Genomic DNA, 23,044 nt, shown 5'->3' with positions numbered 1-23,044 from the left:
CTACCGGCTGAATGCATGAACCGATGCAGGGCGCGGATCTTCGGACCGCGCCCTTTTTGCGTCTAGTGGCCCCACCTTGCGCCGCTCTGGTAAAAAGGCGCTCGTTATTTAAACGGGCGCTTTTAGCGCACCTATCTGGGAGTTAGCCAAAAATCGGGCACACATTCCTGCCTATAACCCCGCGATGCGGAAAACCGACAGCCCGATGGACAGGCCGTGCGGGCTTTCCTCCTCATCCATGTTCCAGCCTCCAGATGGGACGGACGCCGCCGAAACATGCACGAGACACCGACGGAAGCACCCACCTTGAACGCGAACGCAGGCCGGCCGCTACAGCTTGCCCTGGGCCAAGGCGCGGGCCATGTACAGCGGGTCGAAATGCCGGTCTTCCTCCAACCGTCGCACGACGTTGATGTGCGCCGGGATCACGGGCTCCTCCCCCGGCGCGTGGAACACCGTGAGCACGGCCGTGTAGGGGAAGAACTCGAACAGCTCGCAGGCCGCCATCTGGCCGCCGCGCGAGAACACCCAGACCTGCGAGGCGTAGGGCGCCAGGCTCTCGTCGGCGAACGAGACCAGGTCGTCATACTGGCTCCGCGAGATGACGTGCGCCTCCGACACGTGGGCCTGCACTTTCATGACGGCGTACACATGGAGCCTGATGTCGTTCTGCGTCTGCCGCACGAGCAGCGGACGGCCGGCATGGGACGGCTGCAGATACAGCCGCTCGAACAAAAACGGGGGCGTCCGGGACAGCTTTTGCAGCGTATCCGTATACGGCCGGCGGATCAGAAGCCTCGTGTGCTCGAACCCCTTCGGCTCGATGCCCAACGACAGCAACGCCGCCTGCGGAAGAGCCCGTGCGGCCTGCCCCTGTTCCGATTCAGGCTCCATGGCTTCGAACAGCACGAGGGCCGGCACGTTCAAGGCCTTGCCCAATGCGGCGAAGGACTCCGCCGCGGGAAGAGCCTCTCCCCGCTCCCACTTCGACACGGCCTTGTCGGTCACGCCAACCCGCGACGCCACTTCGCCCTGGGTCACCGACGCATGTTTGCGCAGCGCCTGAATCGTTTTCCCGAAACCCGCCCGATCAACCGGCATCGAAGTCTCCTTTCGTATCAAAATCAAAACGACTGTTTCAGTATTCTACTACAGGTAGAGTTTACGAAATAGTTCAAACCGTCAACCAACCAAAGGACTACTATGCATCCCATCGGTTAAACCTCAGACAGAGAGGAGCCCCATGGGCAAGCAAGATGCTATATTGCGCATGCCGCATGAGCAGATAGAAGAGATTCAGCTCGCCGGCATCAAGGAGACCGTTGTCAAGTGCTACGAGAACGTGCCTTTCTATAAGAAGACCTTCGACGAGGCCGGATTCGACCCCTACGCAATCGAGACACTGGAAGACATCCAGAAGGCGCCCTTCCTCACCAAGCAGGACCTGCGCGACAACTACCCGTACGGCCTGTTCGCTGTGCCGCTGAAGGACGTCCGCGAGATTCACATGAGCTCCGGCACCACCGGCATCGCCACCGTGGGCGGCTATACCGAACACGACCTGGAGATTTGGGGCGAATGCTTCGCCCGCGGCATCGAATACGCCGACGGCGGCGAGAACGACGTCTGCCACGTCTGCTACGGCTACGGCCTGTTCACCGGCGGTCTGGGCGCCCACTACGGCGGCCTTTCCGCAGGCTGCACCACCATCCCGATGAGCGCCGGCCAGACCGAGCGCCAGATTCGCGTGCTGCGCACCATGGGCTCCAGCATCCTGTGCTGCACGCCCTCCTACGCCATGCACATCGCCGACACGGCCATCGAGATGGGCATCGACCCCGCCAAGGAATTCAACCTGCGCGTCGGCATCCACGGCGCCGAGCCCTTCAGCGACAATTTCCGCGCCGAGCTGGAGCGCAAGCTCAACTACAAGGTGCTCGACGTCTACGGCCTGACCGAGACCATGGGTCCCGGCGTCGCCATCGAATGCATGGAGCAGGAAGGCCTGCATCTGGCCGAGGACCACTTCTACGCCGAGATCATCGACCCGGTCACCGGCGAGAACCTGCCTGACGGCGAATGGGGCGAGCTGGTGCTCACCTCCATCGACCGCGAGGCCGTGCCCGTCGTGCGCTACCGCACCCGCGACATCACCCGCATCATCCCCGGCGAATGCAAGTGCGGACGCACCCATCGCCGCATCGACCGCCTGCATGGCCGCACCGACGACATGCTCATCATCCGCGGCGTGAACGTGTTCCCGAGCCAGATTGAAGACGTCATGAAGACCTTCGACCAGGTCAGCAGCTGGTACCAAATCGTGCTCACCCGCGACCAGGGCGCCCTGGACAAGGTCACCCTCAAGGTCGAGATCAACCCCGGTTTCGACTTCGACGAGATTTCCGCCATCGAGCACCTGCAGAAGGACATCCAAAGCCAGCTCAAGAAGGCACTCGCCGTCGCCGTTAGCGTTAAAATAGTGGAGCCGAAGAGCATTCCGCGCAGCGAAGGCAAAGCCAAACGCGTCATCGACTTGAGAGAAGGGATCAGGTAAATGATCGATCAGATTACCGTATTCTTGGAGAATGCCGAAGGCCACCTGAAGGCGCTTGCACGCACGATTTCCGACGCAGGCGTCGACATGAAGGCCCTCACCATCGCCGACACCGCCGACTACGGATTGGTTCGCATCATCTGCGACAACCCGGACCACGCCTATCAGGTGCTTTCCGACGCCAACTACCGCGTCATCAAGACCAAGGTGAGCGCCATCGAGGTACCCAACCGCCCGGGCGGCCTGGCCGACCTGCTGGACGTGCTTGATTCGCTCAACCTCAACATCGAGTACGGCTACTGCTTCGGCCTGAACGGCGACACCGCCATCGACGTGCTGAAGATTCATGATGTGGGCGAAGCCGTCCGCGCCACCAAGGTTCTGTCCGACGCTGGATTCCGCGTCTTGACCCAGGACGAGATCGCCTAAGCGCGACCGACATGCCGCACGCAAAAGGCACCGGGAATCCCCCCGGTGCCTTTCTTTTTGGGACCCCCGGACTGTCCCCTTTGTCCCAAAAGTTTCCCCAGTTCAAACCATATCACATAGATTCAACGACAAGCCGGTCCGTCCATACGGAACGGTTTCAGGGTATTTATGTCTAAACTTCCGAGGCGACGGGTGCTACACTCGAATCGGCAGACAGGGGGTTCTGCCGAAATCCCATACCATACGAGGTGAAGCATGAGTACATCGCAGGCATTTTCGCCAGCGACGCCGTACGTCGCATTGGCCGTTGCGTTTATCCTCGCTTGCACGCTTGCCGGATGCGCAACCGAAATCACAGGCACATCATTCAACGACCAAACAGCCGTGTTCGAAAAGGGCGAGCCCTCCTTCATGCCCCAACCGGTTTCCGAAAGCTCCGATGCGGTCGGCAACGACGTCACCATAGACGAGCAGGGCTGGTGGGCCAAAGACGGGTTCGTCCACTACGGCATAGTCATCACCAACCCCAACGATGACCTGATTGCCCGCAACACTGTCATCACCATCACCACGTATGACAAGCATGGCACGAAGCTCACGGGGGAAACCGCCACCGTATCGTTCATCGGCCCTGGAGAATCCATCGGCTATGCCGGCATTGCCGGCGAGGGCCTAGTGCCTGACAGGGTCGACATCACGGTCGACGGAGCCACCACCGTTTGGCAGGATGCCGACGGCTATACGCCGATCTTCACGGTCGACTCGTACGAAGAGCAGGACAAGCTCTATTTCCGCTACGAAATCACCGGCAAGGTCGGGAACCACACCGGCGGATACGTGAGCAACGTCCCCCTCTGCGTCCTGCTCCGAGACGACGAGGGCAACATCGTGGCCGGCTACACAGGGGCCGCATACCGCATCAAGGACGGACGCTCCAAGGACTTCACCGTCACCATGCATTCCGCTCCGAGCCACGCCTCGGTCGACATCTATCCCCAATGGGACTTGGAGCAATAGCATGTCGAGCGTATCGGACTACATGGATTTGCTCGAGCGCCTCGAGAGCCAAAGCCTTCTCATCACGGCCGAACGATGCCTCATGGTCCGCAATCGCAATGCACGTTGCAATCGTTGCGCCGCCGCATGCGTATCGGGCTGCATCAACACCCATGACAACCGCATCGCCATCGACGCCGAGAAATGCATCGGATGCGGAACCTGCGCCACAGTCTGCCCGACCGAAGCCATAGCCCCGCGTAACCCTGACGACCTCGAAATCGCGAGAGCGGCAAAACAGGTGATGGACCGCACCGGAGGCCGGGCCGTGTTCACCTGCGCCCCCATGGCCAACCGGGCGCGCCATGCCGTCGACCCCGATACCATTGTGCAGGTAGCCTGCCTGGGCCGCCTGGACGAAAGCCTCCTGGTGCTTTTGGCCGCGGCTGGCGCAACGTCCATTCGCCTGGTCGAAGGCGAATGCGAGCAATGCGAATACACGGAAGGATCCCCTGTGGCGCACCAGGTTGCATTCAATGCATCCGCCCTGCTCAAAGCATGGGGCTACACCATCCCTGTACGCATCGGCGGCACCTTTCCCAAATCCTGCCGACTGCAGACCGACCGCACCTACGACGCGCGGCGCCGCGAGGTGTTCTTAGGCGTGAAGGATGCGCTGCAGACCTCTGCCGCCGAAACGGCCGATTTCTTCATCGAGCGCACGTTCAACCGGAACGTGGAGAAACCCCAGTTCGAACACGTAGCCGAAGACGGAACGCTGCCCCATTTCTACCCGCGGCGCCGCCAGCTCCTCCAGGATGCCCTGGCCGAGCTCGGAGACCCCGAACTCCCCGACGTGACCACCCGCCTTATGGGCAGGATAACCATCGACCAGAACCTCTGCAACGGCTGCCAGATGTGCGCGGTCTTCTGCCCAACTGCGGCCATCGCCAAACGCGTCGACGAGAACCCGTCCGCCGCGCCGGCCAAACTCTACCGGGCCCCGTCCAATCCCAACCGTACCAGCCAGACCGCCCAGGACAAACCCGCCTTCGCGAATCCTTTCGCCAAAAGGACCCAGCTGCTACATGCTCCCAGCCTGTGCGTGCAATGCGGGACTTGTGCGGCCATCTGCCCGAAGCACGCCGTCAGATTGGATGCGACCGTGCCCACGGCCGAACTCGTCGACGGTTACACGGAAGTCACCGACATGCAGAACATCTACGATGAGAAGGGCGGACCGGACGCCATTCGGAACTCAATGAAGAAGCTCATCGACAGCCCCTACATATGGTGCTGACAAAGGAAAGGAGGCCGTTATGGCAATCTCTCGACGTGAAATCTTGAAGCTCGGCGTAAGCTACGGCACAGGCGCGATCAACTTCGGCAACGACAGCGTCGCATACGACCGCGAGCTGCGGAAATTCACCAATAACGAGGCCTATGCCGCATTCAAGGCGGCGTTGGTCCCCCAGGGCGAAGGTGACGAGGCGACCGTCGACATGGCTGCAGCGGCCGAGGCCGGACGTGCTTTCCAATCCCTGTGCGGAAACCTTGCCATCAGCGGGCTGTACATGAAGATGAGCGACATCCTGGCCCAGCTCGATGAGGAATGCCTGCCTGCCGTAGCGGAGCTCGACGACCTCGAAGCCGACTACCAAGCCCTCGTATCCTATCTGAAGAGCGCATAACCCCTGTCCACCCGGGTGCGGAGCGCCGCCATCGGCTCTGAAAACGCAAAAACACGAAGGAAAGCCCTGCCGCAGGAGGAATCCGTGCGGCAGGGCTTTCCTTCGAGCACCGATGCCGTCGGCGGCATCGGCAACCCGGTGAACGCGTCATGCCTCCCCGATGCGAAGCCGAGCGCGTCTGTCAGTAACTGTGGGATACGGAATTGCCTGAAATCTGAGGCCGCATCCTGCGCAGGATCTGGTCGGGGCCGGTCCACCACTCGGGATCGGGCATGCAGTACCGCTCGGTTTCGCCATGCGCAAGCTGCTTGGCGGGAACCTGGGTCACGCTCTTGATGGCGCCCGCAGGGCAGATGTCCTGGCAGAGCCCGCAATGCACGCATTCGGCCACATAGTGCTCGATGCCCGCCACGCCGTTTTCGTCGCGATACTTGCAGATGGCCCCCGTCGGGCAGAACACAGCGCACATCTTGCAGGACTTGCATGCATTGAAATCGATGACGACATGCCCCCACAATCGGCAATCGAGCTCGTCGGCAACCGGCTCTCCGAAGGTCGCCAGCTGGTCAAGCAGCCTCTGCCGACGCGACGGCACGAAATGCGGAAGCGTGCCGTCCTTCATGACATGGGCGGGCACGTAGCTCGCCTTGATGCGTCCATCCACTTGGGAAACGCTCGATCCTTCTGCCATCGCCTGATCGCGATCCGGCGCGGCCACGTACGCGCTCAAATCGATTCCGTCCGGATCATCCGATGCCGGAAAGGCCCCGTCATCCCGCAAAGCCGCAGAAGGCAACTCGTCTGTCAAAACGAGACGGGCGTCGATACCCCAGGTTTCACAAATGGCCGACATCGTGTCTTTCACGAGGTGCGCGCTCTTGATTCCCTGGTGGCGCGGGCAGTTCGCGCAGTCCGCATGCACGCCCGCCACACGCTTCACGCCCTGGGCGAACAACGTAGCCACCAACGTCTCCTCCAGGCGGCTCAAGCACACAACCTGGCAGACCTTGTCGGAATCGATGTCCGGATGGCGTTCCATGGTCCTATGGCAGACGAACACCGCCTCGCCTTCGCAGGCCCGGGCGCTTTTCATGGCAGAAGCCATCAGCATCGTATCGTTTGGATGCTGCGCCTCCAATGCGCAGGTGGGACATACAGTCGCGCAGGTTCCGCACCCGACGCAGAGGTCGGGGTTCATGCTCCATTCGCCGTGTTCCAGCGAAATGGCGCCGGACGTGCAGGCATCGGCACACCTGCTGCAGGATGAATGGCGGTTGCGCACGCGGACGCACCGCTCGGGGTACACGCTCAAGCCGAAACTCGCAAGCGCAGACAGCGCGGCCATCTCATCGGCCACGCTGTGCTTATCCGTTTCAACCCATTTCATCAATGTTCAACACCGCCTTAGTGCTTGACCTCGGCTTTCGCCTCGACGGTCCCCTGCGATTGCGGCAGGATCGGGAAGGTAATGGCGTGCGCCGGGCAATGGTCCGCGCACTCGCGGCACTTGGTGCAATCGCTCAGCGCCGCTTCGGAGATATCGGGCCTGCGGATGTCGATGTGCTGCGGACATGCCTTCGAGCAGGCGAAGCATTTCACGCCCTTTGATGCATGCAGGCACGCCTTGTCGTCAATGGTGGGACGCAGGGTGCGGTTGCCGGCCGAAAGCAGCGACATGAGAGCGCCCAGCGGGCAGAACTTCGAGCACCAGGTGCGGAAGAACACGACCTCGACCAGCAGCACCAACGGCACCGCAATGACGGTCCAGGTCACTTCGCCGAAAGCGAACAGGCGCATGACGAGATACACCGTTGCGAAGGTCAGGCCCACAGGGCATACGAGGCAGAACACGGGGAATCCGAAGATGGCCGCAGATGCCAAAGCCCCGACCAGCACGCCGAAACGGGAATCCAGCTTGAATCGGTTCGGTTTGGCGGACGGGTCGGATGCCAGGTCGGCGCGGGCCGCATGGGCCTCGGCGGCCGCCTGGGCTTTCTGCTTCGCCTTGAATCCGGGGATGAAGCGCTGCAGCTGCGGCATGGGGCAGATCCACGCGCAGAACACGCGGCCCAGCAGCAGCACGAGCACGCACACGCCGACAAACGAGATAAGCGCGCGCGGAACGAAGGTCCTGCTGGCAAGCAGGCTTTCCAGATAGCCCAAAGGACACAGCACGGAGAACACGTCGAACCCGAATCCGCTCAGGTTTCCGATACCCATATGGGTGAAGTATCCCACCGCGATGACCAGCGTGACGGCCAACACCACCAAACCGCGAAGGGTCGACGTCTTCATCTTCTTCATGATTATTCGTCCTCCTTCGGTTCCCAGCCCACGGGGTAGATCTTGATGGCGCGGATATCGCCGGAACGGTCGCCGGCGCCCAAAGACACGCTCTCAAGGCTGACGCATGCCTGCTCGCAGCTTCCGCAGCCGTTGCAGCCCTCTTCGTCCACATGCGGACGGTTGTGCTCGTCGAAATAGATGGCATCCTTGGGGCAGGCGTTCTTGCATAGCGTGCACCCCTTTAGCATCCAGGCCAGACACCAATCGCGCTCGATATAGGCGATGCCGAGCTTCATGGTGTCGAAGGACGAGTCGTCATCCAGGCTCAGGGCGCCCGACGGGCACACCTCGGCGCATTTGGCGATGCCGTCGTTGTTCTCGGCGCAGTGGTCGCACCAGCCCAATTTCCCGTGCAGCTGCGATGCCGAACGGGAGAAATTCAGCTTCGGGGTACGTATGGAGACGATGCCGTCCTCAATCGTCGCAGGAGTGATTACGCCGTTCGGGCACACCTCCAGGCACTTTCCGCAGCGCACGCAGGCACCGATGAACCGGGACTCGTCCTGAGCTCCTGGGGGCCGACAGATATCCCCTTCCGGTGCGAACTTGGCAAGGCCCAACGCCAACATTGCACCGCATCCTGCGGCCCCCGCAACAAAGCTGCGACGGCCGAACGATCCGGCTTCCTGCATGTGCAACATCCCCCTTCAGCATTCCTGTGGGCTCCAAGCCCGCAAACGTCCATGGCGCCCGGCTCCTTAAGCAGCAGGCTCTCCTTCGCCTTCCGCGGATTCGACCGATGCATCCCTGTCTTCCCCGCCCTTCATCAACCGCTCCGCTTCAAGCTCCTCCTGCAGCACGTTCTCCAGAAAATCGCGGTCCACATCCAGGAAGCCGCGGGTCAGATATGCCAATGCGCGGTAGAAATCGGTTTGGGCGAACTTCAGCATGTCGTTGACCATGAACGGCACCCACGACAGCAGGTGGTCGCGCAGGAAGTTGTACTGGCGCATCGTTTCGCGAGAAGCAGTAAGCAGGTCGTCCTCCTTGAGCGCTGCAAGCGCGCGGCGCGTCTCAACCGCCATGTATTCGAGCTCCACAGCGATATGGTCCTCGCCTTGGTTCCAGTCCTCCGAGTTCTCGAGGCCTGCCGCACGGTAGATGGCGCGCACTTCGTCGCGCGCATCCTGCATGACCAGGCGGTCCTGGGACGTATGGACGGATTCGTTGGGATACGCTGCGGAATGCCCCGTGGTGTTGGCACCGATGAACGTGCGCAGGTAGTCGCGATCCAAATCCTCCATGGTGCGTTCCCATACGCCGCTCAAATACTTGTGGAACAGGCGGTAACCCGTGTCCACATCGGTACTGCCGGTGTTCACGGGGCAGCGCATCTTGAGCATCTTATCCAAATAGGCCTGGTCGACCTCTTTGCGATACAGGCGGGCCAGCATGCTGTACGTTGCCAGACGGCCCTCCATCACCGAGACGAGGTTGATCTCTTTAGACATGGGCAGCCGCCTCCTCGATAATCTTCTTGCCTACCTCGGTCACGAACCAGCCGTTGCGCCATTCAAGAGCGCCCTGCTTCTCCAGACGGCTGACGAAATACCCGGAATAGCGACGCGGCTCCTCAAGCAGCGGGCTGTCGTTGACCAGCTTGTCGATCTCTTTGGATGACCGGCCGTACTCGTCTTGGCAGTAGTCGAGAATCTGATGGTAGATATCCAGATACTTGGGTTCCTTGCCGAGCAGTTCCTTGGTTCCGTCCAGGTCGTCCATGGAATCGACGGCCTCAAGCCCCGCTTCCGTGGCCTTCCAGGTGCCCGGCTCGCACGGAGTGATCTCCAGGAAGTCCATCTGAATCTCCTCGTCGCCTTCGATGTAGCTCTCGTGCACGATGTCGGCCCCGTCGATGGGAACAAGGGTGCTTTCGTCATCCACGGGCAGCGTGCCGTAGACGTCTCCGCGATGCGGCGATACCGCCTCTTCCGGCAGCTCCCCGCCCGCCTGGGCCCTTTCTTCCGACTGGGCGGCGTCCTGCGAACCTTCCGGCTCGTCGGGTTTGATGTATTCGATGGCGCCCGCCTCTTCCAGCAGCTCGCGGAAGACGACCGGCGAATACACGCTGTAGCAATACTGCTTGAGGTCGTTGGTGAAGACGTCCATTTCCTCACCCGTACGCTCCTCGCGGCAGTAATCGATGATCTTGAGCATCATGCGCTTCTGGCCGGGCATCTCCTCGAACAGGTCCTTGATGCGAACCTGCGCCGGGCGCCAGTCCTCAACGGGCTTCTTCCATTCGTCCAACGGTTCGCCGATCAGCGGCGTTTCAGGTTCTTCGTCGATTTCGGCACGGTCGTCGTCTTCGTTCTCGTCCATGAACGGATCGAACAGGTCGTCCTCGATGATGAAATCTCGGATATCAGTATCCATATGTGCAATCCCCCTTTCGATATCCTGTTTCCTGAGAAGAACAGGCTGCTGAATATGGACGAGTGGGGGCGCAGCCTATTCCGCTCAGAAGACAGAACAGAAGACGGTCAGATCGGTTGCACGGGGGCGGTTTAGAGGGGAGGGAGGACCGCCCCCGTGCAATGAGAGGAGAAAGATCTTAGAAGTACACGTATCCGGCTATGGCTACGACGTAGAGGATGACGCGGTAGCAGATGCCGCCGGCCAGGGCGCATATCACGGCAAGAGCCGGCAGCGCCGCAGCACTCGCAAGGCCTTCCTTCTTGGCGGCCAAGAAGCCTGCCAAGGCCGGCACCAGCGATCCGATGATGACGACGCCCAGCCAGAACAACGGTGCGTTCGCGCCGCTCAACGGCGACGACAGCGTGCCGGCAGGATCGGCCGCCGGAGCGGTCGGGTCGATGGTGTAGAACGCAATGCCCACGGTCGGGACGTCGATGGTGCTGATGTAGAGCACGCAGGCTATGGTCACGACCGCCGAAACGGCGCCCGCGACGGCAGAGGCCAGCGCCAGCTTCCTGTTGATGCCGAGGTCCTGCTTGGTCACCGAAGCCACCAGCCACAGACCTGTGGCGCCCAGAATGAGCTCGCTTGCATAGTAATACAGATACAAAGCGAAGTTACCCCAGGCAGGACGCGCGTACATGTCGTAAGAATGCGCGCACACGAAGCCCAGAAGCAGGGCCACCACGACAGCGACGACGGCCAGCGCCTTCGGCAGCACCTGGCCCTCTTCGCCGTTCTCGCGGTTCTTCCACAGGATGCCCAGCTCGATGACGAACACCAGCGCCATCACCACGACGGCGATCATCTCATGGGTGATGCCGGAGGTGATATGGCCGAATCCGTTGAAGATGCGCTCCCAGTGCTGCAGGTGCAGGAAGGATGCGAAGCCGCCGACGCCGAGCGCGACGAGACCGGCGAGCGAGGCGATCAGATGGAACTTGCGGGTCCCCTGACCCTTGAGGGCAAGCCATCCCTGGAAGCCCATCATGCCGCCGGACATGCACAGCAGCAGGGTGAAGATAATGAGAGGCCACTGAAGATCCATGGTCTACCTCCAAGTCCTGTTGCGGAGGATGAAGCGGTCGGAAGGCCCGTTGCCGGAATCCGGCAACGAGTAGACGTCGCTCTCCTCAAACGGCTTGACATAATCGGTGTCGGTAAAGCGCAGAGGCTGGCCGTCGGCACCCAGGGAGCCCCTGAAGTCCTCGTAGCCCAGGTCCATGTCGCCGAACCAACGGGCACGGCCGCCGCAGGACGTGACGCAAGAAGGCAGCTCGCCTTCGTTGGTCTTCTGGTAGCAGCGGGTGCACTTCTCCACCACGCCCTCTTCCTCGTTGAGGTAGCGGACGCCGTAAGGGCAGGCCATGACGCAGAACTGGCAGCCGATGCACTTGTCGTGGTCGATCTGCACGGTTCCGTTCTCCGTACGGTGCGAGGCGCCCGTGGGGCACACGTCGACGCATGCCGGATTCTTGCAGTGCTGGCAGCTGATGGGCAGGTAGTACATCTCCACATCGGGATAGACGGAATCCTCGGTCTTGGGATTCGGCCCGACGCGCAGGATCTTGATCCAGAAGTTGCCGATAGGCACATCGTTTGCTTCCTTGCAGGCAACGCAGCAGTTGAGGCAGGAAACGCAGCGGTTGAGGTCGGTGATGACCGCATATTGAGTCATTATCGCTCCTTTCTCGACTACACGACTTCGTATTCGTAGGTGGGCAGCCATTCCTTCAGGCGCGGATCGGTGGCGCTGTGGATGATCTCCGTACCGTCATCGTCGCAAGGACACGGGTTGCCGAAGGGCGAATTCTCCGGCGTGGCCTTGTACACCTTGCACAGGTAGCCACGGCAGTTGCAGGTGCCGCAGATGGGGTCTTGGGACTCGTGGTCCATGTTGACCAGCACGTTGATGTTGGACAGGTCCCATCCGTGCTTCGGTGCGGACAGCTCGGGGTACCACCACTGGTGGTCGCACTCGATGGTGCCGGGGCGGATGCCGTAGAACAGGTCTGCGACCTGGCGGATCTTGCCTCGCTTGGATTCGATCCAGCACCAATCGCCCTGTTCGATGCCCAGCTCGGCAGCGGTATCCGGATGGATCTGGAAGGTCGCGCAGGGCGTGAGCTCGCGCAGCCAAGGCTGCTGACGTCCCTCGTTGTGGAAGTACAGCGGGTTGCGGCGGCCGGAAGTCAGGATGATCGGGTACTCCTTGTACAGATCGGGCGAGCTGAACGGCGACTCGACCGGCTCGCGGTAGCCTGGGATGCCGTTGTAGGAACCCGGAGCCTCCTGCCAGCGGGTGTTCTTGCCGTGATACGACTCCAAGATGGTGGAAAGGATCTCGAACTTGCCCGTCGGCGTGTTGAAGCCGGGCACGTAGGGAGCCGTCGGATCGGTCGCAGGACGCGGACGGAAGTGTCCCCACTGGAAGCGGTAATAGTAACCGAAGGGGCTGATCTCCTTGAGGTTCCACTGGCTGTGGGTCTGGTACTGGTCCACGTAATCCTGCCAATCCTTGGCCCGCAGGATGGTTCCGTCGGGAGCCGGGACGGCGATGTCGAAGGGAAGGTCGGGGCTCATCGGCAACACGGACATGTCGAGCATATCCTTCTCCGTCGGCCACGGCTTCATCCACTTGTCGGGCCACTGGGGCATCGGCTTGCCCTGGGTCGGCCAGTATTCGTAACCCATGGCCTTGGACAGCTCGCAGCAGATGTCTGCGGAGTCCCACGAGGCGTCGCCCTGGCGTTTTACGGCCTGGACCTGGGCGCCGATGGCACCTTCGCCACCCTGGGTGTAACGCAGGACGCTGACCTCCAGGAAGTGGGCCGAAGGCATGACCACGTCGGCCAGCTCGATGGTGGGGCTGTGCCACAGCTCCCAGCCGCCGAAGAAGTCCAGCGACTCGAAAGCCTGCCAGTTCTGCCAAGCGTTGCCGGAGTTGAAGTGCTGGCCGGAATTGGAGATCATGGCGCGGATGGGATACGGGTCGTCGTACAGGATGGCCTCAGCGGCGGAGATGGGATCGTGATACAGGGCCGCACCGCCGACCATCTGGAAGAACGGGGTCAGCGGGAAGCGGTCGCCGCCGACGACCTTCGCCTGCTCCACCGGGTCCAGCGTGCCGTTGGACCAGGGGATGTGATACTGGAAGAACGTGTCCATGGTGAAGAACATGTTCTCGCAGCCGCGCTGTCCGCCAGGAGAGTCAATGTTGTTCATCAGGGCCGACAGGATCAGCGGCAGCATGGAGGTCTGGATGGAGTTGCCTGCATGCTCCAGCGGAAGGTTGAAGACGATGCCGCCCTTGCCGGGCTCTTCGCAATACGCTTCAGCCGCGGCGACGAACTTCTCAGGAGCAACGCCGGTGATCTCGGAGGTGTGCTCCGGGGTCCAGGGCTCCAGGTGACGCTTGAACATTTCCCAGACGGGCTCGCAGGTGGCTTTGGTGCCGTCCTTGAGCGTGATCTCGTAGGTGCCTTCGATGGCAGGGTCGATGTCCACGGGGAACCCGGGGTCGGTGGCCAGGATGCCGCCCTTGTATTCGACGCAGTCCTTTTCGAGGTCCGGGTACTGGTATTCGGTCTGGCCTTCCCACAGGCACTTTTCAGTGTCGAAGAACTGCAGGCTGTCGGACTTGGTGTCCCAATAGGCCATCTTGCGCACGGAGCCGCCCTCGACCAGGTCGGATTCCTTCACAATGCGGGTGCGGATGTCCAGCGGGTAGGAGCCCATCTCCTGCTTGCCTTCCGGCTCGCCCCACTTGGACCAGGTCCAGCCGCTAGGCTCGATGTCTTCGCAATACAGGAAGGGGGCGTTGGTCCACTTCTTGACGAACATCATGTCCGGATGGCAGTTCTCGTTGAACACGGCCTGGTGCAGCAGGCCCAAGGCAACGGCGTCGTCGGTGCCGGGGCGCAGGTCGATCCAGATGTCCGCCTCTTTGCCGAGGTTCTGCATACGGGGGCCGACCTGGATGGTGGTCTCGGCCTTCACGTGCTCGTCGACGGTGACACGGCAGGAGTTGTCGTAGTTCGAGACCTCTTGGTTGGTGCCCCATTGGAAGTTGACCTTCTGGCCGTCGATGAGGTTGCACCAATGCGCGCCCGGGAAGCAGATCATGGCTGCCGCCGACAGGCGCGGACCCTTGCAGATGACGCCTGCGGGAGAACCGGTGTTCGCGGTCTGGATGAGGTAAGTCGGGTACGCCTCGGTGGCGTAGGTGGTGATTCGGCCGGTGCCGTGGAGGCACTTGATGGAATGCTGGCCGTACTTCTCGATGACGCTGTTGAAGCCGTCTGCCATATATTGAATGGCCTCATCGTGCGACACGCGCTTCCATTTGGGGTCTTCGCCCTTCGGCGTGGTGCGGATGAGAGGATAGCGGATGCGGTCGGGATGGTACAGGGCCTGCGTTGCAGCACGTCCTTTGACGCAGAGATTGCCGCGGGATGCGACGGCGCGATGGTCGCCTTCGATATGCACGACACGCCCGTTTTGGACGGTGATCAGGTTGCCGCATTCCATTTTGCCGCAGCCGCGGCACGTGGAGTGGATGACCTTGACGTCGATTTCCTCCTCGGCATGTGCCAGTTCAGGATTCTCGAACATCGTTGCTTCGACTTCAGATGCCACAAGAGCAGCTCCTGCCGTTGCGGCAGCGATCTTGAAGAATGAACGTCTGGACAGCGTGGAATCAAGCATGCACTCCCCCTTTCTTCTAGTGGCTGATTGCCTGAGATGCCATACGCTTTGCTCTGCGATCCGTGCCCCCACGCCGGATTGATTCGGCAGGCTGAAGCTTCTGGAATCCCCTTGCTTCTTCTGTTTTCCCCAGGCTGAAAGTACGCCCTCGGAAAGCGGAAATCTATCGCATACACCCCCTGAAATTGCCTCGAAACCGCCTTCCCCGGTAATCGCATAATTTACGTGATAGACTTTTTACCTGGTATTTTCGATATCTTGGCGAAGTCGGGCCGCAACGGCGCCGACGGCTGCCGGCAAAAAGAAACGGGCCGCATATGCGACCCGTGCAAACGTTTGGGTATCGTCTAAATCCGGGATTGGAACCCTGGAGCGGCATCCCCCATCTCGGCAAGGTAGCAGCTCGGCGAAAGGATGGCCATGCTCCGGCCGTCTTCCATTCTGATCCGATGCGCATGCATCCCCAAGCTGGCGGCGGTGTTCGCTTCGTCCTTCTGGATGGTGGACGCGACGAACCCGTAGCGCGCCTTCGTCATGGCGGCGTACCAAAGCCTGCGCTCCGCACGCTGCATCTCGGCACGGCGCTCGTCGTCGAACTCCACCCCCAGGGCTTTCGCAGCCGGATAGAACCCCTCTACGCAACCCATGAGGATGACCGTGTCGAAGGACATGCCGCATGCCATCTGCGGCAAGCCGATGCGGACCGCGTCCAGATCGGTGAATCGGTTCTCGAGCCGGGAATTCGCCTTGGCCAGCAGCTGTTCGGCAGACTCCATGCCCTCCACCGGCTCCAACAGCGCCATGAACTCCGCCGGCAGCTTCTCGCCGCGTACGGGGGCGCACATGTTGAGCAGAGCGAACCCCTGCTTTCCCCGGGCATGTCCGACGAAGGCCTTCCCGTCGGCATAGCGCCTCAGCAGCACTTCGATGCCTTCGACCTCGGGTTTTTCCTGCCCGGCCAGGCGGTCCAAAGCCTCCAGCACACCGAGGCCCTGTTCCTGGGCGTATCTCTCCAATCGGAACCAATGGTTGGAGTTGGTGAGGTAGTCCCCGAAACCGAACCAACTGCGCCATGCCACGGCGTCCGTCGGGTCAGCGGCCAAGCCTAGACGCGTATAGGCCTGCAGGGCGACGCTTCGATCGAGCTTGCGCGGGTCGCCGGTAAGCGCGTTGTAGCTGACAACCTGGTCGGTCTTGATGTCGTTGGCGTTCAGGACCTTCGCCAGGGCGCGACCCCATATGGCATTCGGGACGGCGACGAAGATGTCGTGGGGATGAACGGGGTGCCCGACATCCGCCAACCGATGCTTGATATAGCGCGCGATGCCCAAGAACTCGTCGTTGGGATGGGTCCATTCGACGAAATGGACGTCTCCTTCGGTATCCGCAGGAAGCGCCGCCAGCGTCGCCGTATCCAAACCGCCGTTCACAACCAAGGCGTTGGCCATCGAGGTCGTGCAGGCGGGAACGTTCAGCGCCTGCGGCAGCACGTAGGCTTCGCAGCCGTCTTCGAAATGACGCATGCCGAAGTCGGAAAAATGCCCGGCATCCGGATAGGGCTCGGTAGTCGGGACCTGGGCGTTCACGTTGCCCGCCACCGCCAGGCTTTTCGTGGCGATAAGCTCCAGCAGCTCTTGGGATGCGCGATTCAGGTTCTGCACATCATCCGCCAGCACATGCGGGACGCGGAACGCATCGGCGGCGTCGGCATGGTCGCGATAGAACTTCACCGCCACATTCGACAGCTCTTGGCGCAGCATGGCTCCGCGCAGCCTCAGATTCTCGCAAAGCGTGGCGTACACGCCGTCTTCCTCGCTGCCCTGGATGAAGCCTTCACGCTCGTCGCCCAGGACGGTCCATTGCTTATAGAAGTATTTCAGCATCTCCGCCAGACGGCGGGACTTAAGCCCCACCACCTTCATGTCCTCCATGAGAATGCGCTCTTCGAAGTCGCAAAGCAACCGCGGATTCCGGCCGGTCAAGGCCTCGACCTCGGGAGTCGACAGCACTTCGCGCGCAAACTCGGCCAGGGTCGTGACCCGCACCTGCTTGACGCCGAGGCGATCCAAGGAGTCGCGCATGGCGTCGGCGGCAGACGGGGTTGCCGAAAACACGAGGATGTCGTTTGCCGGCGTCCCCTCATCCAGCAGATGCTTGGCGCGCCGGGCCAGAGCAAGGCTTTTCCCCGTGGAGCCTCCGCCCAGGATATGAATATAGCTCGCCTGCGAGCAGGCGGCAGCTTCGACGATGTCGTCGTACGTATTCTCTACCACAGTACGACCACCTTTCTGTATTGAATTGAGGAGACGCGGGGCTATTGCCGGTCGTCCACCTTTTGAATGTACTCTTCAAGCAGGTCGATGAGCTCTTGGTTGCTATGGATGTCCAGCTTGCGGTAGAGGTTGCGCATATGCGTCTGGAACGTGCTTTGCGAAATGACGAGCTTGTCCTGGATGAACGTTCCGTTGCGCCCGCGCATGACCAGCTGCATGACCTCGTATTCCCGCGCGGTCAGCCCGTAGTCCCCTTTGACCTGCTGGCAGGCCTTGCTGAAGCGTCCGCCCACCATGACCGGCACCGGCATGAAGCCCCAGACGTTGCTGACCTCGTTGTTGGCGAACGTAAGCATGAGGGCGCTCAGCAGCATGGCGCATGCCGTTACGGAGACGACCTTGAACAGGATGTCGGTCGATGCGAAAGTCAGCACGCGCAAGCTCAAACCCAGGAAAATGGAGCCCTCGAGACAGAATCTGAGCAGGAAGAACACCTTCAGGGTGCCGGTTCGTTCATACACCTTGGGCAATTGGAGCCACAGCAGGCAATCGAACAGCAAGAAAGCGGCGCGCATCGCGGCCGCAGCAACCGGAAGCAGTTCGTTTTGGAACGTCGAAATCCAGCATTGCCCGAATACAGCCAGGGGAAGAACGACGGCACACGCATCCGAGTATCCGAAATTGCTGCCCGTCTGCACCGCGTACACAACCAAGATGCCGCCGACAAGCGCATTGACCGCCAAGCATACCGACACGATGGATGGGGGGTAGCTTCCCGTGGATTCCGAATAGCCCAAACACAAGCCGTACCCCAACCCGAGGGCGATCAACCCCAGCATCAGGCGCCACGGCAACGGCGGCATGGGCACGTCGTTCTTGGATGCGGGCTTCTCTTGCACAGGAGGTTTCGCGGCATTGCGGCTCAGCCGAAGGCCCCAATGCAAACAACCCAAGGTCACCAGAGGCAGCACGACGCTCGACACGATGCCGAACCTCGAACCCAACAGGCAGACCGCGACCACCAGAACGGACGTCATCAGGCCTTCTCCTATGCGGAGCGTTTCGTGGTTGCCGGTGGCCGCATAGTGGCGGGCCCATAAAGCCAGGCAATAGCCCATGGCGGAACCGGACAAGATGCATTTTACGTTTGCCAAAGCGCCGATGACTTCCGACCCTGCGCCCGCGAAGAGCGAACCGGAAAGCGACAACGACGCCAACGCCGCCGCAATCGTCAGAACCGAAGCTTGCACCATGGGCTTTCGCGCCGTAATAACCTCTGCGAACAGGCACGACGTCAGCAAATAGCAGGCGAACGTCATCAACTGGCGCATAGCGCTGTACTCTCCTACCCAGATGCTTCCCATAAAGCGCGAAGGCGCGAAGCACGACAGGAACAACCACGCCTGAATGCATCCGAATCCCAAGGCGCCGACAAGCCCGGCATCTTCCTTAAGACGCTTGAAATGAAAACTCCTGATGACTTCCGTCCACGTAACAGGATCCTTGTCCATAGACGGGTGCGAAAGCGCCGCCTCGTCCATGCTGCGCGCTTTCGCATATGCCTCCGAAAAGGCCTTTTGGGCTTCTACTTCAGCCATATCACTGGCCCCCCTTGCCAGCTATTCGTGCGGATTTCGTTCTTCAGGCCGGCATCCGCACACACCGGCTCACACCGCCCGGCGAATCTAGTCGGCGGTTCCGCTCTCTACGTACTGCCAATCGCCCTCGTCCATGCCGGGATGGTAATCGACTTTGGGATCTTCCGTCCCGCCGTACTCCCCGGCGTTTTCAGGCGGCTCGGCCTCGTTCCATGTTCCGGCAACGCCGTTCGTTCCGCGCCACGGCAGCAGGTCGGCATTCCAATACAGCCCCTCGTACAAGCCGTCCGTGTACTCAAGGCTCGGCTCACCGTACAGCGGCACATATACGCCGTAATCGGGAATGTCGATCAGCTCGTCCAACGACGGAACGCCCTCGTCCCATCCGCCGCCGCGGATAGCGGTGATCTGCTTGTCGGCATTCATGCGGCCCGAGGAGTTCACATGGAAATCAAGCTCATCGGCGTTGGCGTCTTCGCCGGCCAGGCTGACTTCATAGTACAGCGTCGGGTCGGGCGTGTGGTTGGTGATGGTGGTGCGCTCGACGAAATAGACGCTGTATTCCTGCGAGTAGCACAGCGACAGCGTCTTGACGCCGTTCATGTTGACGTCATGGAACTCGGCCGTCGAGCCGTCCGACAGCGTTGCCTGGATAGTGTAGCTTACGGGCTTCACAACCGTGATGCCGTTTGCGTTCGTGGTTTCGTATTCGTCATAAGCCCCTTCGTCAAGGTTCCAACAGGCTTGGGCATCCGCGGCGATGGCGGAGCCGAGCATGTTGGCAGGAAACGACGTCTCCGTAGAAATACGGTAGCTGAAACCGGTGATGTCCTGTCCGGTCTTGTTGGTAAGCACGACCGGAGTGGTGGTGTCTGTGGCTTCGCCGATGGCGATGTCAAGGCCCGCGCCCTCAGCCGTAGACTCGGCGTTCTGGCTGGAAATGCTTCCGACGTACTTTACGCCGGCTACGATGACATCGTTTGTCGGATCGACTTGGTTGGTATACGCGCTGTTGCCCAGCGTCGTGGGGACATAATCGTCAGTCGCGTACACGGCGGTCACACCAAGGCATGCAGCCACGGTGGCCGCCAAGGCTACGCTCGCAACCCCCTTCTTCAGGCCCATGGAACCTCCTTCTTTCAAACGTGTTCTTTCATGCGTCAATGGCGTGCACCGCAGCAACAACAGAGCGTGATAGGGAAAACAGGATGCCCGAAATTGCTGGTGTCACGCATTACGGCACCTTGAACAATGATGGCAAGCGGCGGGTTTTTCAATCGCATAAATACCCTGAATTTTCGTTTTCCCATTTCACACGGGTAGTTTATCATTGGAACAACGGGGGCGGTCCTTTGCCCCAAAACAACAACGGGGCGAAGGGTTGATTCCCCTTCGCCCCGTTCGAACCATGATTTGCAGAAGCGCCTACAGGCGGGTCTTCAGCTCCTCGGCGACGGCCTCGATGAACTCGCGGCTGTTGAGCACCTGCACGTCTTCCAGACTGGTGATCAGCGCCAGATCCTTCGTCATGCGGCCGCTCTCGATGGTGGCAAGCGTGGCCTCTTCCAGCTTGTCGGCGAATGCCGAAAGCTCGGGCAGTTCATCCAGCTCGCCGCGCTTGCGCAGGGCACCCGTCCACGCGAAGATGGTGGCCACGGAGTTCGTGGAGGTCTCCTCGCCCTTCAGATGGCGGTAGTAATGGCGCTGCACCGTGCCGTGGGCGGCCTCGTACTCGTACACGCCCGCAGGGCTCACCAGCACGGACGTCATCATGGCCAGGCTGCCGAAGGCGCTCGACACCATGTCGGACATAACGTCGCCGTCGTAGTTCTTGCACGCCCAGATGAAGCCGCCCTCAGCCTTCATGACGCGGGCAACGGCGTCGTCGATCAGCGTGTAGAAGTAGGTGATGCCCGCTTCGGCAAAGCGGTCGGCATACTCGGCGTCGAAAATCTCCTGGAACACGTCCTTGAAGCGGTGGTCGTACTTCTTGGAGATGGTATCCTTTGTGGCGAACCACACGTCCTGATGCGTGTCCAGCGCGTAGTTGAAGCAGCTGCGCGCGAAGCTTTCAATGGACGAATCCAGGTTGTGCATGCCCTGAGCGACGCCAGGACCTGCGTATTCGTGCACCAGCTCGCGGATTTCAGTGCCGTCTTCGCCGGTATAGACCAGCTCGACCTTGCCGGCGCCGGGCACGCGAATCTCAACGTTCTTGTACACGTCGCCGTACGCGTGACGGGCCAGCGTAATGGGCTTCTTCCAGTTGCGCACGCAGGGCTCGATGCCCTTCACCACGATGGGCGCGCGGAACACGGTGCCGTCCAGCGCCGCGCGGATGGTGCCGTTGGGACTCTTCCACATCTGCTTGAGGTCATATTCCTCGACGCGGGCGGCGTTCGGCGTGATGGTGGCGCACTTGACGGCTACGCCCAGACGCCTGGTGGCTTCGGCCGAATCGAAAGTGACCTGGTCGTCGGTCTCGTTGCGGTGTACCAGGCCCAGGTCGTAGTATTCCGTCTTCAAATCGACAAACGGGCAGATGAGGTCATCTTTGATCATCTGCCAGAGGATGCGTGTCATCTCGTCGCCGTCCATCTCGACCAGCGGCGTTTTCATCTGAATTTTAGTCATGCGGTTCTCCTAACGCATCAGAACGAACGGGGCGCCGTCAAACGCCGGCACTCGAATCGAATCGCTTCATTGTACCCGCACTCCAGCCGAACGGAGCACACTTCCACAACTTTCCACGGCTGCGCCACGAGCACCCGAAGGTTCGAATTCGGCGGGCCCAACGGTCTCGTGGCTGCAAACAGATGCCGACCTCGGAAGCCAACCCGCAGATCCGCCTCATAACGAAAAGGGCGCCGCCGAAGCGACGCCCTTGCATGCGGTGTGTTGACGGTTCTTAGAACAGCGTCATGAAAATCTTGGCCAGAATGAAGCCGATGATGCCGCAAGCCGGGAACGTGATGACCCATGCGGTGACCATCTTGCCGGCAACGGCCCAGTTGACCTCGCGCGGATTCCTCTCGGCACCGACGCCCATGATGGAGGACGTGGAGCAGTGGCTCGTGGAAACCGGCATGCCGGTGAGGCTGGAAACCAGCAGCGTGACGACCGTGCCGACGCTGGCCGCGACGCCTTGATGCTTCTCGAGGCTCACCATTTCCATGGCGACGGATTTGATGATGCGCTTGCCGCCGATCAGCGTACCGAAGGAGATGGCCAGCGAGCAGATGACCATGAGCCACATCGGGAACTGCGTATCGCCAGTGGCCCCCATGCCGAAGCTCATAGCGATACCCATCATGGCGATGGACATGAACTTCTGACCGTCCTGGGCACCATGCAGGAAGCTCAATGCGGCGGCGCAGATGTTTTGGAACACGACGCAGGTCTTGTCAGCAATCTGGCGCGTGAAGTTCTTCAGAATGGCTTCGACCAGTTTGACGGCCAAATAGCCCAACGCAAAACCGGCGATCAGCGAGAACGCCATGCCGTAGAGGACTTTGACCCACTCGCTGGGAACGACGCCAGCCCAGCCGTTGAGGGCGATGGCCGCGCCGGTGATGCCGGCGATCAGCGAGTGCGACTTGGATGCGGGGATGCCGAAGAACCAGCATACGAAGCCCCATCCGATTGAGCCTATCATGGCCGCCTCAAGCGCCATTAATGCTAAGTGCGTATCGCCCTGGAAATTCACCATGCCAAACATGGTGCCTGCGACTGCCGTGGAGATGTAGGTCATACCCACCAAGCCCACGAAGTTGAAGATGGCTGCCGTGATAAGCGCCGTTGTAGGCTTCATGCACCTGGTGGAAACTGCGGTGGCAATTGCGTTAGGCGCGTCGGTTGCACCTGAAACGATGGTGACACCGATAACAAGAACGAGAATGACAGCCAAGGAGGGGTACTGTGCCATCTGGCCGATAAACGCAGCAAATGAGAGGTCCATGAGTTCTTCCATCCGACGGTTGACGACTACGCCTGCGCCACGCACATTGCAGGGCGATAAAGAATCGCACACAA

At 60.9% G+C, this 23,044-nt stretch carries 19 protein-coding genes; 5 read left to right on the top strand and 14 right to left on the bottom strand.

Annotation, left to right across the window (positions count from 1 at the left end):
• Window positions 1-330: 330 nt before the first annotated feature.
• Window positions 331-1,101 carry a helix-turn-helix domain-containing protein gene (locus SHEL_RS15440; RefSeq protein WP_012797789.1) on the bottom strand — a complete coding sequence of 257 codons (771 nt, stop codon included), beginning with the start codon at window positions 1,099-1,101 and terminating at the stop codon, window positions 331-333.
• A 142-nt stretch (window positions 1,102-1,243) separates the two neighbouring features.
• Here SHEL_RS15440 and SHEL_RS03050 point away from each other — a divergent pair, with 142 nt between their 5' ends.
• The 5 genes from SHEL_RS03050 to SHEL_RS03030 all read left to right on the top strand — a co-directional run bounded on the left by SHEL_RS03050 (window position 1,244) and on the right by SHEL_RS03030 (window position 5,670).
• Window positions 1,244-2,554: a phenylacetate--CoA ligase family protein gene (locus tag SHEL_RS03050; protein WP_012797788.1), complete on the top strand. Its 1,311-nt coding sequence runs from the start codon at window positions 1,244-1,246 to the stop codon at window positions 2,552-2,554.
• Window positions 2,555-2,983, top strand: a complete 429-nt coding sequence (locus SHEL_RS03045; protein ID WP_012797787.1) for an amino acid-binding protein — start codon at window positions 2,555-2,557, stop codon at window positions 2,981-2,983.
• Window positions 2,984-3,238: 255 nt separating this feature from the next.
• Window positions 3,239-4,000 (top strand): FxLYD domain-containing protein, encoded by a 762-nt coding sequence (locus SHEL_RS03040; RefSeq protein WP_012797786.1) that lies wholly within the window; start codon window positions 3,239-3,241, stop codon window positions 3,998-4,000.
• Window position 4,001: 1 nt separating this feature from the next.
• Window positions 4,002-5,279, top strand: a complete 1,278-nt coding sequence (locus SHEL_RS03035) for a 4Fe-4S binding protein (RefSeq protein ID WP_012797785.1) — start codon at window positions 4,002-4,004, stop codon at window positions 5,277-5,279.
• A gap of 19 nt (window positions 5,280-5,298) precedes the next feature.
• A complete protein-coding gene (locus tag SHEL_RS03030) occupies window positions 5,299-5,670 on the top strand; it encodes a hypothetical protein (RefSeq protein ID WP_012797784.1) in 372 nt (123 codons plus the stop codon).
• A gap of 181 nt (window positions 5,671-5,851) precedes the next feature.
• Here the strand turns inward: SHEL_RS03030 and SHEL_RS03025 are convergent, their stop codons facing one another.
• From SHEL_RS03025 to SHEL_RS02965, 13 genes are all read right to left on the bottom strand, one after another.
• The gene (locus SHEL_RS03025) at window positions 5,852-7,057 is read right to left on the bottom strand and encodes a 4Fe-4S binding protein (RefSeq protein ID WP_012797783.1); all 1,206 of its coding nucleotides are present in this window, start codon (window positions 7,055-7,057) and stop codon (window positions 5,852-5,854) included.
• Between the two features lie 17 nt (window positions 7,058-7,074).
• The gene (locus SHEL_RS03020) at window positions 7,075-7,974 is read right to left on the bottom strand and encodes a 4Fe-4S binding protein (RefSeq protein ID WP_012797782.1); all 900 of its coding nucleotides are present in this window, start codon (window positions 7,972-7,974) and stop codon (window positions 7,075-7,077) included.
• A 2-nt stretch (window positions 7,975-7,976) separates the two neighbouring features.
• On the bottom strand, window positions 7,977-8,648 hold the full coding sequence (locus tag SHEL_RS03015) for a 4Fe-4S dicluster domain-containing protein (RefSeq protein WP_050749513.1): 672 nt from the start codon (window positions 8,646-8,648) through the stop codon (window positions 7,977-7,979).
• Window positions 8,649-8,714: 66 nt separating this feature from the next.
• Complete coding sequence (locus tag SHEL_RS03010) at window positions 8,715-9,467, bottom strand: TorD/DmsD family molecular chaperone (protein ID WP_012797780.1); 753 nt, start codon at window positions 9,465-9,467, stop codon at window positions 8,715-8,717.
• Window positions 9,460-10,392: a hypothetical protein gene (locus SHEL_RS03005; protein WP_012797779.1), complete on the bottom strand. Its 933-nt coding sequence runs from the start codon at window positions 10,390-10,392 to the stop codon at window positions 9,460-9,462. The genes SHEL_RS03010 and SHEL_RS03005 overlap by 8 nt, the downstream gene beginning before the upstream one ends.
• A gap of 178 nt (window positions 10,393-10,570) precedes the next feature.
• Window positions 10,571-11,482, bottom strand: coding sequence for a DmsC/YnfH family molybdoenzyme membrane anchor subunit (locus tag SHEL_RS03000; RefSeq protein WP_012797778.1), 912 nt, complete (start codon window positions 11,480-11,482; stop codon window positions 10,571-10,573).
• 3 nt (window positions 11,483-11,485) lie between these two features.
• A complete protein-coding gene (locus tag SHEL_RS02995; protein ID WP_012797777.1) occupies window positions 11,486-12,112 on the bottom strand; it encodes a 4Fe-4S dicluster domain-containing protein in 627 nt (208 codons plus the stop codon).
• A 17-nt stretch (window positions 12,113-12,129) separates the two neighbouring features.
• On the bottom strand, window positions 12,130-15,141 hold the full coding sequence (locus SHEL_RS02990) for a molybdopterin-containing oxidoreductase family protein (protein WP_012797776.1): 3,012 nt from the start codon (window positions 15,139-15,141) through the stop codon (window positions 12,130-12,132).
• A 347-nt stretch (window positions 15,142-15,488) separates the two neighbouring features.
• Entirely contained in the window at window positions 15,489-17,414 is a 1,926-nt protein-coding gene (locus tag SHEL_RS02985) for a UvrD-helicase domain-containing protein (RefSeq protein WP_012797775.1), read from the bottom strand.
• A gap of 41 nt (window positions 17,415-17,455) precedes the next feature.
• A complete protein-coding gene (locus SHEL_RS02980) occupies window positions 17,456-19,012 on the bottom strand; it encodes a helix-turn-helix transcriptional regulator (RefSeq protein ID WP_012797774.1) in 1,557 nt (518 codons plus the stop codon).
• Window positions 19,013-19,099: 87 nt separating this feature from the next.
• Window positions 19,100-20,137, bottom strand: coding sequence for a hypothetical protein (locus SHEL_RS02975; protein ID WP_012797773.1), 1,038 nt, complete (start codon window positions 20,135-20,137; stop codon window positions 19,100-19,102).
• Window positions 20,138-20,437: 300 nt separating this feature from the next.
• Window positions 20,438-21,646 (bottom strand): NADP-dependent isocitrate dehydrogenase, encoded by a 1,209-nt coding sequence (locus SHEL_RS02970; RefSeq protein WP_050749512.1) that lies wholly within the window; start codon window positions 21,644-21,646, stop codon window positions 20,438-20,440.
• 274 nt (window positions 21,647-21,920) lie between these two features.
• On the bottom strand, window positions 21,921-22,970 hold the full coding sequence (locus tag SHEL_RS02965; protein WP_012797771.1) for an inorganic phosphate transporter: 1,050 nt from the start codon (window positions 22,968-22,970) through the stop codon (window positions 21,921-21,923).
• Between the last annotated feature and the right edge of the window lie 74 nt (window positions 22,971-23,044).

This window comes from Slackia heliotrinireducens DSM 20476 (assembly GCF_000023885.1).
Classification (GTDB): Bacteria; Actinomycetota; Coriobacteriia; order Coriobacteriales; family Eggerthellaceae; genus Slackia; species Slackia heliotrinireducens.
The sequence above is the reverse complement of the archived record's forward strand: the minus strand, read 5'-3'. Positions and strand labels throughout refer to the sequence as shown.